The sequence below is a fragment of the Herbaspirillum sp. NPDC101397 genome (genome assembly GCF_044767325.1).
Classification (GTDB): domain Bacteria; phylum Pseudomonadota; class Gammaproteobacteria; order Burkholderiales; family Burkholderiaceae_D; genus Herbaspirillum.
The window spans coordinates 60854-73083 of record NZ_JBIWNS010000011.1 but is presented as its reverse complement, the minus strand read 5'-3'; the positions used below and the strand labels follow the sequence as shown (position 1 = coordinate 73083).

Below are 12230 nucleotides of genomic sequence, written 5' to 3'. Positions count from 1 at the left end.
CAACGCATATTGGAGATTTGCGCGGACGGCTATTCGCCGTTCTTGTAGCGCGCCTGATTCGCTTCGTTGGGCGGATACAGGCCCGGCAAAGCTTCGCCCGCCTCCACCTTGGAGAGCACCCAGGCCTCGAGCTTCTCCTGTTCAGGACCGGCGCTGAGAACTTCGTCGAGATAGGCGTCGGGGATGACGATGGCGCCGTCTTCATCAACCACCACGACGTCGCCCGGAAACACTGCGACGCCGCCACAGGCGACCGGCTCCTGCCAGTTGACGAAAGTCAGGCTGGCAACCGCCGCCGGCGCCGCTGTGCCGCGCGCCCAAACTGGCAAGCCGCTGGACCGTACGCCGGAAATATCACGCACCACGCCGTCCGTCACCAGCCCCAGAACGCCGCGATAGCGCATGCGCGCGCACAGGATGTCACCCAGGATGCCGGCGTCGGTGACACCCATTGCATCGACCACGGCGACGCAACCGGCGGGCATCTGTTCTATCGCTACACGCGTCGAGCGCGGGGACGACCAAGCCTGCGGATTGGCAAGATCTTCACGCATCGGTATGAAGCGCATCGTGAAAGCGCGACCTGCAACCCGCGGCTGGCCGGCCATCAATGGCATGGCGCCGCGCAGCCAGACGTTGCGCAGGCCTTTCTTGAAAAGCACCGTGCTGATAGTGGCGGTGGTCAGCTGGCAGAGAGTCTGCACGATGGCGGGCGACAGCGTCGCCGGAATCGGAACATTTTCCATGATCGTGTCCATTTGGTTTCAGATGCTGGCGATCAGGCCGCCATCGACGCGGATGACCGATCCGGTGATATAGGAAGCCAGATCGCTGGCGAGGAAGGCGACCGTGTTGGCGTATTCCTGCGGCGTGCCGTAGCGCTTCATGGGAATCGTGCCGGTGCTTTCAGCAGTAACCTCGGCAACCGGGCGATTCTCGCGCGCGGCCTTGGCCTGATCGAGGAAACTGATGCGCGCAGTGGCGATGCGTCCGGGCAACACGATATTGGCCGTCACACCGTCGGCGGCGACTTCGCGCGCCAGCGTCTTGGACCAGCCCACCAGCGACAGGCGCAGTGCATTGGAAATACCGAGGTTGGCGATCGGCGCCACCACGCCCGAGGAAGTGCTGGTCACGATACGCCCCCAGCCGCGCGTGCGCATGCCCGGCAAGACACGATCGGTAATCTGGATCACCGACAACACCATGGACTCGAAACTCTTTTGCCACAGCGCCGCGCTCTGACCGGCCGCAGGCGTCGGCGGCGGGCCGCCGGTATTGTTGATGAGAATGTCGACGGGACCGAGCTTCGCCTCAATGGCGGCAATGTTGCTTTCAATTGCAGCGGCGTCGGCCAGATCCCATTGCAACGAGATGCAGTTGACGCCGGCGGCAGCAAGTTCCGCCGCAATCGGTTCCAGCGCCTTTGGATCGAGATCGGCCAGTGCGATGTTCGCGCCTTCTGCGGCCAGGGTTTTGGCGATTGCGCTGCCCAGTCCACCACCCGCGCCCAGGACGAGCGCGATGCGCCCTTTGACTCCGAAATTCATGCTGTTGCTCCTTAAATTATCTTAAAAAAACCGTGCTTCAATGCTGCAGAATCTTGTCCAGGAAATCCCGCGAACGCGGCTGGCGCGCTGTCGGGTTGTTGAAGAATTCTTCCTTGCTGCAGTCCTCCAGAATCTTGCCGCCAACATCCATGAAGATGACGCGGTTGCTGACCTTGCGCGCAAAACCCATTTCATGCGTGACGCACATCATGGTCATGCCCTCGTGCGCCAGGCCGACCATGACGTCGAGCACTTCACCGACCATTTCTGGGTCCAGCGCCGAGGTTGGCTCATCGAACAGCATGACGATAGGATCCATCGACAAGGCGCGTGCAATCGCCACGCGCTGTTGCTGACCGCCCGACAGTTGGCCGGGAAATTTTTCCTTGTGCGCCAGCAAGCCGACGCGTTCGAGCATTTTCAGTCCGCGTTGACGGGCATCCTCGGCATTGCGGCCCAGCACCTTGATCTGCGCGATGACAAGATTTTCGGTCACCGACAAATGAGGAAACAGCTCGAAATGCTGGAACACCATGCCGACCTTGCTGCGCAGCTTCGGCAAATTGGTGCGCGGATCGTGCAGGGCTGCGCCGTCGACATGGATTTCACCTTCCTGAAACGGCTCCAACGCGTTAATCGTCTTGATCAGCGTCGACTTGCCGGAGCCGGATGGACCGCACACGACAACCACTTCGCCGCTTTGAATGCGGGCGCTGCAATTGGTCAGCACCTGCGTGGCGCCGTACCATTTTGATACGTTGTTCAACTCAATCACGATGCAAATGTCTCCTGTAACTTCTTTGGTTCGCCTGTCTTGCGCAGATCCGGTATCCGGAGGTCAGCGGATGATGGCGATCTTGTTGTTCAGTTTTTTCACCGACTTCGAGAACACGAAGCAGATGACGAAATACACGACCGCAGCCAGCAGATATGCCTCGATCGGACGGCTGTAGTTGGAGCCTGCGGTTTCGAATCCCTTGAGCATGTCGTAGGCGCCGATCGCGTACACCAGCGAGGTGTCCTGGAACAGAATGATCACTTGCGTCAGCAGCACCGGAAGCATGTTGCGCAGTGCTTGCGGCAGGATCACGAGACGCATGTTCTGACCGTAGGTCATGCCCAGCGCCATGCCGGCGTAGACCTGGCCGCGTTGGATCGACTGGATGCCGGCGCGCATGATTTCGCTGAAGTAGGCGGCTTCGAAGGCGATGAACGTGATGTAGGCCGAATACTCGGCGCGATGCGTGGCCCCGCCCGGAAAGTACTGATAAAAACCCGACGGCACCAGCAGGAAGAACCACAGGATCACCATCACTGCCGGCACGCTGCGCATGCCGTTGACGTAGGCCGTGGCGGGCGAAGCCAATGCCCTAATGCCCGACAGGCGAATCAGTGCCAGCAGCGTGCCGACCATGATCCCGCCGACGGTCGCCACTAGGGTGAGTTTGACGCTAAACCACAGGCCACCCAGCACGAAACCGCGGATCAGGTCCCAGCTGTAAAAGGAAAAATCGAGATGCATGTCACTGTCCTCCGCCGCTGAAGCTAAAGCCGGGAATGCGCAGGCGGCGTTCGACGAAGGCCATGACGCGGTTGATGCCGAACGCGGAAACGATGTACAGCACGGTCACGCCGAAATAAATTTCGATGCCGCGCGAGGTCTCTTCCTGCGCCTGCATGGCGAACATCGTCAATTCAGTTACCGACACCGCAAAGGCGACGGAGGAATTCTTGATAATGTTCATGGTCTCGCTGGTGAGCGGCGGGATGATGATGCGAAACGCCATCGGCAACAGCACGTAGCGATAGCACTGCGCCGTGGTCAGGCCGAGCGCCATGCCGGCGTAGCGCTGACCACGGGGCAACGCCAGAACGCCGGACCGTACCTGCTCGGCGATGCGCGCCGAGGTAAACAGACCAAGCGCGATCACCACCAGCACGAAGCCCGGCACATCTTTCATCCAAGGTATCAGCGCCGGCACGACGTGATACCAGATGAAAATCTGCACCAGCAAAGGAATGTTGCGAAACAACTCAACCCAGCCGTTGCCCAGCCGGACAGCCAACGCATTGTTCGGCAAGGTGCGTGCGGTGCCGACGATGAAGCCGATCAGAATCGCCACTACCAGCGCCAGCATGGCGACCTCGAGCGTCCAGCCCCAGGAATAGATCATCCATTCCAGATAGGTGGCGTGCTTGCCGCCGGGGTCTTGCATAAAAACTTGCCAGTCGAATGTGTTCACTTGCTGATTCTCATTGAAGTCTGTCGTCAATCCGGAGCGTCGGACGCTGCTTCCGGTGGGTAGCTGCGCCCGACCAGGCACGAAAGTCGTACCGGTGCATCCCGCTTATTTCTTCATGTAGTCTTCGGTTGGCTTGTCGTTGGGATGCGCCCAGGCGTCCTTGGTGGCATCGGAGGGGGGCAGATTGACCACGACATTGGCTGGCGGGATCGGCTTCATGAACCACTTGTCGTACAGGCGCGCCACTTCGCCGGATTTGAACTGCGCCCTGAGACTGTCATCCACGGCTTTCTTGAAAGCCGGATCATCCTTGCGCAGCATGATGGCGATCGGTTCCACGCTGAGCACCTCGCCGACGATCTTGAAGTCCTTCGGCGCTTTCGCCTTGGCGATGAAGGCGGCCAGCGTGGAGGCATCGATCACGTAAGCGTCGGCGCGACCCGATTCCAGCAGCAGGAAACTGTCGGCATGGTCCTTGCCCTGCAGCTCGCGGAATTCAATGCCGTTGGCGCGTTCGTTCTTGCGCAACAGTTGAACCGAGGTGGTGCCGGTAGTGGTGACGACGGTCTTGCCCTTGAGATCACGGATCGAGTTGATGCCCGAGTTGGCCTTGACCGCCATGCGCACTTCTTCCACGTAGGTAGTGACCGCGAACGAGACTTCGCGCTGACGCGAGGCGTTATTGGTAGTGGCGCCGCATTCGAGATCGACGGTGCCGTTCTGCACCAGCGGGATACGGTTTTGCGAGGTCACCGGCTGATAGCGTGTTTCCAGCTTGGGCAGGTTCAGTTGCTTTTGCAGATCCTTGATGATGTTGGCGCACACGTCGTAATGAAAGCCGGTGTACTTGCCGTCGCCCAGCGAATACGACATCGCCGTCGATTCGCGCACGCCCATGGTGATCGTGCCGCTCGCCTTGATGCGCGACAGCGTATCGCCGGCCTGGGCGAATACCGATGACGTACAGGCGCATGCAGCTGCGGCGACGGTCATTACAAGTAGTTGCTTTTTCACTGTAGAACTCCCCTGATTGGTGGTGACGGATGTGCTCAGCGAACGCGCTGAGCTTGCGTGCTGCCTGTTGCGGTATTGCTGCCTGAATCTGCTGCTGCCCGGATCGTCATCTGCCGGGTTGTCGCTTCGTTGCGCCGTCGGATAAGGACTGATCCATTTCTTCGGCCGGCTGCTTCAACGTCGCTGCGCTGACCTCTTGCGCCGGCACGCCGGCGACGGTGGTCTGCGGCGCCACGTCAATCAGAACTACACTGCCGGCACCTACCTTGGCGTGCGCGCCGACAGTGATATTGCCCAGCAAAACTGCGCCGGCGCCGATCAGCACTCCTTCGCCTATCTTTGGATGGCGATCGCCTTTCATCTTGCCGGTGCCGCCGAGCGTGACGCCTTGCATGACGGATACGCCGTTGCCGATCACCGTGGTTTCGCCGATCACGATTCCCGTGGCGTGGTCGAACATGACGCCGTGACCGATGTGGCACGCAGGATGGATATCGACGCCCAGCACGCGGCTGCCGAGACTCTGCAGGTACAAAGCCAGGTCCTTGCGCCCTTCCTCCCACAAGACGTGCGTGACGCGATGCAACTGGATCGCCTGAAATCCTTTTTGATACAGCACGACCGACAAGGCCGATTCGGTCGCCGGATCGCGCCGCAGCACAGCCTCGATGTCGAGCGCCGCCCATTCCGGCAAGGCTTGCGCCACGCTGTAGACGTGACGGAATAATTCTTCGAGCGCCGACGTCGCGATGTCCGGCCCCGACAACCGTCGCGCCAGCACGCGCGCCAGGATGTCGGCTAGGGTCGCCATGCCGGCGTCGTCGCCCACGGCGCTGCGGCACATCTGCGCGAGCAGGGGTTCGCGCAGGGCCAGTGCATCCGCTTCATGCCACAGGCGCGGCGCCATCGACGCAGCATCGCCGCCATATGGGCGCGGACGAAAGTCGGCATTCATCGGCGTACCTGTTCTCTTCTCAGCGCAGCGCTTCGCACGCCGCCACGATGCGACGGCAAGCTTCACGCACGGTATCGATGGAGGTGGCGAACGACACGCGGAAGGCCGGTGACACGCCGTACGCGGCGCCCTGCACGGTGGCGACCCGATGCTCATCGAGCAGATACATCACGAAATCGCCATCGTTGTCGATGCGCTTGCCTTGCGGCGTAGTCTTGCCGAGATGGGCGGCGCACGACACGTAGGCATAGAACGCGCCTTCCGGCGGCGAACATTGCAGGCCCGCTTTGCCGTCGAGCAGCGAGACGATCAGATTGCGACGCGCCTCGAATTCCGCCAACCATACCTTGAAGAAATCCTTCGGTCCCTTTAGTGCCGCTGCGGCGGCTGCCTGGCTGACCGAAGAAGGATTGCCGCTGGTCTGCGATTGCAGTTTTTCCATCGCCTTGATCAAGGGCTTCGGGCCGCCGGCGTAACCGATGCGCCAGCCGGTCATGGCAAACGCCTTGGAGACGCCGTTGACGGTGAGCGTACGATCGGCCAGCGCAGGATTGGCCTGCGCAAAGGAAACATAGCGCGCGCCGTCATAGATCAGATGTTCGTAAATGTCGTCCGTCAGAATGTAGACCTGCGGATGCACTGCCAGCACTTTGCCGAACGCCGCCAACTCTTCGGACGAATAGATCGCGCCGCTGGGATTGTTCGGCGAGTTGAGCACCAGCCATTTGGTGCGCGACGTGATGGCGTTCTGCAATTGCAGCGGCGTGATCTTGAAACCGTTTTCTGCGGATGTTTCCAGGAACACCGGCACGCCGCCGTTCAGCCGGACGATGTCGGGATAGGACACCCAATACGGCGCGGGGATGATGACTTCATCGCCGTCGTTGACGGAACAGGCGAGCGCGTTGTACAGCACCTGTTTGGCCCCCGCACCGACGGAGATCTGATCGGGGGTGTAAGCCAGATCGTTTTCTTGCTGGAATTTTTCGCAGATCGCCTGCTTCAGCGCAGCGGTGCCGTCGACGGCGGTATAGCGCGTCTGCCCGGCCAGCATTGCTGCGTAAGCCGCTTCGATGATGTGCGGCGGCGTGGCGAAATCCGGCTCTCCGGCGGCCATGTTGCAGACATCGATACCGGCGGCGATCAATTCCTTGGCGCGGCTCATGGCCATGATGCTGGGGGACGGGCTAATCAGATTCAAACGGTCGGCGATGAAAGTCATGGGGTTCGATAAGGGTCAACAAAAACGGTTGTCGGGATGCGTCAATAAAATGGGACTGACGTGCAGACCAGCGCGTTGCGCCTGATCTGCAATCAAGATACTTGCGATGATCTTAAGCACCACGAATACATTCCACAAGGGAATAATTTTCCAAAATAACTGGAGTTAAATTCATATAAAATGCGCACAAGCTCATTTCCGGCAAGCACACTCATGATCACCATCAAACAACTGGAAGCGTTTTACTGGTCGGCAGAACTGGCCGGACTGGAAGCGGCTGCTGCGCGCCTGAACACGACGCAATCGGCCATTTCAAAACGTCTGCAGGAATTGGAGTCGGTATTGGGCTTCGAGCTGTTCGACAGAAGCCGACGTCGCGCGCAGCTCACCCCACGCGGCGAAGAGTTGCTGTCGCACGCCAAGGAGATGATTGATCTGCGCACGCGCATCATGGATATGAGCAAGGTGCATCCCGTCGCACCACGAACCTTGCGCCTGGGGGTAACCGAACTGACCGCCCTGACCTGGCTACCGCAGCTCATCCAACGCATCCGGGGCAGCCATCCCGGCGTGACGCTGGAACCGGTGGTGGACACCAGTGCACATCTGATCGAGAGTCTCAAATCGGGAGGGCTTGATATGGTCGTGGTGCCGGACGCATTTCGTGATCCGCAGTTCGACATTGTTCCGCTTGATTCGGTGGAATACTCATGGATGTGCAATCCGACGTACTTGAAAGAAAGCGCACCGCTTCCACTCAGGGAACTGACGAATTACACCATCATCGGTCAGCTCAACGCCTCCGGCCTGGGGATGATCATGAAGCGCTGGCTGACCGACAATCGCGTCAACATCGACAGCACGCTGTCAAGCAGCAACCTTACGGCGCTGGCTTCACTAACCATGTCGGGCATGGGCATCAGCTATTTACCGCGAAAAATTTTCGAAGCCAACATCACCAGCGGGCAACTGAGCGTCATCCATACAACGCCGGCAATTCCGCGCATTCCCTATGTGATCGTGAACCAGAAAGTCGACGCGGACGACTTTCTGCGATTTGTGATTTCCGTTGCAGTCGACACTTGCGATTTCAATCGCGTATTGCCGAACTATTTCTCTGTCCGATAGCATCTTTTTGCACCGGCCACGTGCGGCCCGGTCATTTCAACCAGGTCATCTCCGTTGTTTTCCCATCGAGATAGTCTGCATTGAGCTCGGCAATATCGCGCACGTAGTCCCAGAGCGCCCGGATGCGCGCCAGTTCACGGCGCTCGGGCGGCGCGACCAGCCACAGCGAGCGGGTGATGTCGACCTTGTCCGGCAGGATCGGCACCAGGTTGTCCGTCACGCTGCCGAGGAAGCAGGGAATGATGGCGATTCCCAGCCCCGCTTTTACCGCTTGCGCCTGCGCGACGACGCTGGTGCTGCGCAGGCAACGCGGCAGCGATGAACTCCATTTGTGCAAATGGAATTGTTGCGGCGAGAACAGAAGGTCATCCACGAAATCGATCCAGCGGTGATCCTGAAAATCCTCGACGCGCCTGATCGGCGGATGGCGCTCCAGGTACTCGCGGCTTGCATAGGGCAGCAGGCGGTACTCGCCCAGCTTCCTGGTGACAAAACTGTTGGTCCTGGGACGATCCAGTGCGACCGAGGTATCGACTTCCCTTTTTGAAATATTCAGCGATCGCGGCAGCGGCAGGACATCCATGTTCACGGCCTGATGGCGCTGGCAGAAATTGGCGAGGTGCGGCATCAGGAAGAAGGTGCCGAAGGCTTCCGTGGCGCCGATCCTGATCTCTCCGCTCAGCTCCATGCGATCGCCCTGGGAGACCTGCGACTCGATCACGGACAGCGTGCTTTCGAGCTTCTCGGCGTGCTCCAAAAGATGATGTCCGGCCGTGGTCAGACGCAGCCCCTGGGCGCTGCGATCGAAGAGCTTCGCGCCGACGTCCTTTTCCAGTTTTCCCAGTCGCCGCGAAACGGTCGACTGACTCATCTTCAGCAGGTGGGACGCCTCGAGCCCCGACTGGGTGCGCGCTGCGGCAAGAAATACCCTGAAATCATCCCAATCGAAATTGCTCATTTTTTGTCTCCCATGGCTATCCATATTTGCATAACCATCTTCCGTTTTCGTCTGTAGCAAATGCAAAATTTGCAAACTATGATGATTATCACTTTTTAAGAAAAAGCGGCAAGAAGAAAAATTTCCACAGACAGAGGCCGCGCAAAAACTGTCATCGACAGCACGCCGAATGTTTATTCAGCGATCTCTGAAGATCCTTATTTTGTTTTGCCCCGGAGACAATGTGACGAACATCACCCAGCATTTTGCCGACCTCGACGAGGTCACGCTGCACTACCTCATGGCCGGCAGCGGCTTCCCCGTCGTTTTGCTGCATGGCATTCCGCAGACCTCCCACGAATGGCGGTATGTGATGCCTCACCTGGCGCAGCACTATCGCGTGATCGCGCCCGATTTGCGAGGCCTGGGCGACTCGTCCCGGCCAGCCGCCGGCTACGACAAGAAGACCGTGTCGAATGACGTATGGCGCTTGCTGAAGAAACTGGGTATCGACGCCTTCCATCTGGTCGGACATGACTGGGGTGGACCGACCGCTTTTTCGCTGGCGGCGCAGCATCGGGATGCAGTGAAGAAGCTGGCGATTCTGGACGTGGCAATTCCCGGCGACGGCGCCGACTTTTCGCAGAACGGCCGACGTTGGCATCACTCTCTCTTTCGCACCCCGGATCTTCCGGAAGCACTGTTCCAGGACCGGGAACATCTGATCATCAACTGGTTCTTCGAAAACTACGGCTACCGGCCGAACTGCATCAGCGAAGAGGACCGCAGGGAATACCTGCGCACTTATGTCAAACCGGGCGCGATGCGGGCGATGTATTCCTTCTATCGCGCGCTTCCTCAGGATGCCGAAGACAACCAGGTGATGCTGCAGAAGGACGGAAAGTTGCAGATGCCGGTGCTGGCGCTTGGCGGCGCCAGAGGATTCGGTCGCGGGATGGAAACGCTGGAATCCCTGCAACGCGTTGCGGAAGATGTGCGGGGCGGATTGATTCCCGACGCCGGCCATTGGGTCACGGAAGAACAACCGGAGTTCATTGCCAACGAGCTCCTGAATTTTTTTGCCGAAAACTGAGCACAAAACGAAAACGAGGAGACAGACATGGACATCAACCGACGCAAGCTCATCCTTACCGGCGCAGCCGCCGCCGGCGCTTCAATCGCCTTCCCTTCGCTGGTCTGGGGGCAGGCGCAATTCAAGATGAAATGCGCCAACATCATGCCGGCCGATCACCCGCTCAATATACGGCTGACGGAGGCGAGCGCCAGGATCAGGGAGCTGACCAACGGCCAGGTCGAGATCGGCATTTTTCCGTCCAGCCAGCTCGGCACGGATGCGGACATGTTGTCGCAGGTGCGGGCCGGCGCGATCGACATTTTCGTCCAGTCGGGGCTGATCCTGGGATCGCTGGTTCCGGTGGCTGCCATCAACGGCATCGGCTTCGCGTTCTCCGACTATGCAAAGGTATGGCAGGCGATGGACGGTCCTTTGGGGAAAAACATCCAGGCGGCCTTCCTGAAGTCCAACCTGATTGCGTTCGACAAGATGTGGGACAACGGCTTCCGCCAGGTCCTGTCGTCGTCCAAACCCATTCGCACGCCGGACGACCTGAGAGCCTTCAAAATCCGCGTCCCGCCCAGCCCTTTGTGGACATCGTTGTTCAAGTCGCTTGGCTCCGCGCCGGTGTCGATTCCTTGGGCCGAGACTTATTCTGCACTGCAAACCCGGATGGCGGACGGTATCGAGAATGCGCTGGCGACCATCTACTTCTCCAAAATGTATGAGATCTCCAAATACGTCTCTTACACCAACCACATGTGGGACGGCTTCTGGACCGTCGCCAACAGGAAGTCATTCGAGTCGCTACCGGCATCGTCGCGCGATATCGTCGTCAAGGTATTCAACGAGGCGGCGGTGAAACAGCGCACCGATGTCGAAAAGCTGAATGGCGAACTCGCCGGCAACCTGGCGACCAAAGGGGTCCAGTTCGCGAAGGTCGACCGGGCGCCGTTCCAGGAAAAATTGCGTCACGCCGGTTTTTACGGCGAATGGAAACGCCGCATGGGCGACGAAGCATGGTCCCTGCTGGAAGCCACCACGGGAAAGCTGGCCTGACTGCGGATCTCTTCGATGCCGGCGCCATCCTCCGCATCGCGCCCGGTGGCCAGCTGCGATCAATCACGACAGCGCCGCGGCGTTGACCAGGCATGTCGCTTGCGATGTGCCTTTTTTTCCCGGCACACTGCCACTTGCTTGCGCCGCGAAGACACCGGAACTTGCTATCCTGTGTTCCGTTATCAATCCTTTCCTCAACCGCCATGAAAACCAATTTGCCTGTCGCGCTGGTCACCGGATCAACCTCGGGCATTGGGGCCGCCATCGCCAGGAAGTTTTCTCAGAACGGCTTTGCCGTCGTGATTCACTCGAGGGCATCATCTGACGCGGGAAGGAAAATTGCGGGGGAATTGCCTGCCGCCTTCTACGTCCAGGCGGATCTCTCGGTCGACTCCGACCGGGAACGACTCGTCGCCGAAGCTGTTGCCCGCTGGGGGCGTCTCGACGTCCTGGTCAACAACGCAGGCATCAGCCGCGTCGTCCCTCACGATGATCTCATGGCAGCCAACTCAGCCATCTGGCGCGAATTGAATGAAGTGAACCTGATCGCGCCGTTCCACCTGACCGCGCTGGCGGAAACGGCGCTCCGCAATGCCGCAACTTCAGGCCGCCCCGCTTGCGTTGTCAATATCAGTTCGCATGCCGGCGTTCGACCAAAAGGTGCATCGATTCCCTATGCGGCGACCAAAGCGGCGCTGAATCACGTCACGAAATTGCTGGCCCTCTCCCTCGCGCCGGACATCCGGGTCAATGCGATTGCTCCCGGATTGGTGGATACGCCGCTCACCGCCGAATGGGTTGCCGCGCAAGAGCTGTGGCGCACCCGCTCGCCCATGCGCAGAGCTGCCGCTCCGGAAGACATCGCCCAGTTGGTGATGATGCTGGTGGAGAGCGATTACCTTACCGGCGAGATATTGCTTGCAGATGGCGGCCTGAATTTGACGTGAGCGCAATGGGCTCAGGGCTGGATCAGTCACGATTCGTCAGAGACTGTCTTTGTCCGCCTGCCCACCACCCCTGCCCCCTGCCCTGCTTCTGCTCATGCCG

13 protein-coding genes are annotated in these 12230 nt (G+C 59.6%); 4 read left to right on the top strand and 9 right to left on the bottom strand.

The window, feature by feature from the left end:
- Window positions 1-29: 29 nt before the first annotated feature.
- The 8 genes from ACIROW_RS22625 to ACIROW_RS22590 all read right to left on the bottom strand — a co-directional run bounded on the left by ACIROW_RS22625 (window position 30) and on the right by ACIROW_RS22590 (window position 6984).
- Complete coding sequence (locus tag ACIROW_RS22625; RefSeq protein ID WP_402279098.1) at window positions 30-746, bottom strand: ribonuclease activity regulator RraA; 717 nt, start codon at window positions 744-746, stop codon at window positions 30-32.
- A gap of 18 nt (window positions 747-764) precedes the next feature.
- A complete protein-coding gene (locus tag ACIROW_RS22620) occupies window positions 765-1550 on the bottom strand; it encodes an SDR family oxidoreductase (RefSeq protein WP_402279096.1) in 786 nt (261 codons plus the stop codon).
- A 37-nt stretch (window positions 1551-1587) separates the two neighbouring features.
- Entirely contained in the window at window positions 1588-2325 is a 738-nt protein-coding gene (locus ACIROW_RS22615) for an amino acid ABC transporter ATP-binding protein (protein ID WP_402279093.1), read from the bottom strand.
- 63 nt (window positions 2326-2388) lie between these two features.
- Window positions 2389-3072, bottom strand: coding sequence for an amino acid ABC transporter permease (locus tag ACIROW_RS22610; protein WP_402279091.1), 684 nt, complete (start codon window positions 3070-3072; stop codon window positions 2389-2391).
- 1 nt (window position 3073) lies between these two features.
- Complete coding sequence (locus ACIROW_RS22605; RefSeq protein ID WP_402279088.1) at window positions 3074-3766, bottom strand: amino acid ABC transporter permease; 693 nt, start codon at window positions 3764-3766, stop codon at window positions 3074-3076.
- A gap of 132 nt (window positions 3767-3898) precedes the next feature.
- The gene (locus tag ACIROW_RS22600; RefSeq protein ID WP_402279085.1) at window positions 3899-4807 is read right to left on the bottom strand and encodes an amino acid ABC transporter substrate-binding protein; all 909 of its coding nucleotides are present in this window, start codon (window positions 4805-4807) and stop codon (window positions 3899-3901) included.
- Window positions 4808-4913: 106 nt separating this feature from the next.
- The gene (gene cysE / locus ACIROW_RS22595; protein WP_402279083.1) at window positions 4914-5762 is read right to left on the bottom strand and encodes a serine O-acetyltransferase; all 849 of its coding nucleotides are present in this window, start codon (window positions 5760-5762) and stop codon (window positions 4914-4916) included.
- Window positions 5763-5781: 19 nt separating this feature from the next.
- On the bottom strand, window positions 5782-6984 hold the full coding sequence (locus ACIROW_RS22590; protein ID WP_402279081.1) for a pyridoxal phosphate-dependent aminotransferase: 1203 nt from the start codon (window positions 6982-6984) through the stop codon (window positions 5782-5784).
- A 213-nt stretch (window positions 6985-7197) separates the two neighbouring features.
- Here ACIROW_RS22590 and ACIROW_RS22585 point away from each other — a divergent pair, with 213 nt between their 5' ends.
- Window positions 7198-8112, top strand: a complete 915-nt coding sequence (locus tag ACIROW_RS22585) for a LysR family transcriptional regulator (protein WP_402279079.1) — start codon at window positions 7198-7200, stop codon at window positions 8110-8112.
- A gap of 31 nt (window positions 8113-8143) precedes the next feature.
- On the opposite strand, the gene ACIROW_RS22580 is transcribed toward ACIROW_RS22585, so the two are convergent.
- Window positions 8144-9070, bottom strand: coding sequence for a LysR family transcriptional regulator (locus ACIROW_RS22580; RefSeq protein WP_402279077.1), 927 nt, complete (start codon window positions 9068-9070; stop codon window positions 8144-8146).
- A gap of 223 nt (window positions 9071-9293) precedes the next feature.
- On the opposite strand from ACIROW_RS22580, the gene ACIROW_RS22575 reads away from it, so the two are divergent.
- From ACIROW_RS22575 to ACIROW_RS22565, 3 genes are all read left to right on the top strand, one after another.
- Window positions 9294-10142, top strand: a complete 849-nt coding sequence (locus ACIROW_RS22575; RefSeq protein ID WP_402279075.1) for an alpha/beta fold hydrolase — start codon at window positions 9294-9296, stop codon at window positions 10140-10142.
- 27 nt (window positions 10143-10169) lie between these two features.
- Complete coding sequence (locus tag ACIROW_RS22570; RefSeq protein ID WP_402279073.1) at window positions 10170-11183, top strand: TRAP transporter substrate-binding protein; 1014 nt, start codon at window positions 10170-10172, stop codon at window positions 11181-11183.
- Window positions 11184-11386: 203 nt separating this feature from the next.
- A complete protein-coding gene (locus ACIROW_RS22565) occupies window positions 11387-12130 on the top strand; it encodes an SDR family NAD(P)-dependent oxidoreductase (RefSeq protein ID WP_402279071.1) in 744 nt (247 codons plus the stop codon).
- Window positions 12131-12230: the final 100 nt, after the last annotated feature.

Excerpts from the sequence above, each read along its gene's own strand:
- ACIROW_RS22625 (WP_402279098.1), bottom strand. The coding sequence starts at position 746 with ATGGAAAATGTTCCGATTCCGGCGACGCTGTCGCCCGCCATCGTGCAG.
- ACIROW_RS22620 (WP_402279096.1), bottom strand. The coding sequence starts at position 1,550 with ATGAATTTCGGAGTCAAAGGGCGCATCGCGCTCGTCCTGGGCGCGGGT.
- ACIROW_RS22610 (WP_402279091.1), bottom strand. The coding sequence starts at position 3,072 with ATGCATCTCGATTTTTCCTTTTACAGCTGGGACCTGATCCGCGGTTTC.
- ACIROW_RS22605 (WP_402279088.1), bottom strand. The coding sequence starts at position 3,766 with ATGCAAGACCCCGGCGGCAAGCACGCCACCTATCTGGAATGGATGATC.
- cysE (WP_402279083.1), bottom strand. The coding sequence starts at position 5,762 with ATGAATGCCGACTTTCGTCCGCGCCCATATGGCGGCGATGCTGCGTCG.
- ACIROW_RS22590 (WP_402279081.1), bottom strand. The coding sequence starts at position 6,984 with ATGACTTTCATCGCCGACCGTTTGAATCTGATTAGCCCGTCCCCCAGC.
- ACIROW_RS22585 (WP_402279079.1), top strand. The coding sequence starts at position 7,198 with ATGATCACCATCAAACAACTGGAAGCGTTTTACTGGTCGGCAGAACTG.
- ACIROW_RS22580 (WP_402279077.1), bottom strand. The coding sequence starts at position 9,070 with ATGAGCAATTTCGATTGGGATGATTTCAGGGTATTTCTTGCCGCAGCG.
- ACIROW_RS22570 (WP_402279073.1), top strand. The coding sequence starts at position 10,170 with ATGGACATCAACCGACGCAAGCTCATCCTTACCGGCGCAGCCGCCGCC.
- ACIROW_RS22565 (WP_402279071.1), top strand. The coding sequence starts at position 11,387 with ATGAAAACCAATTTGCCTGTCGCGCTGGTCACCGGATCAACCTCGGGC.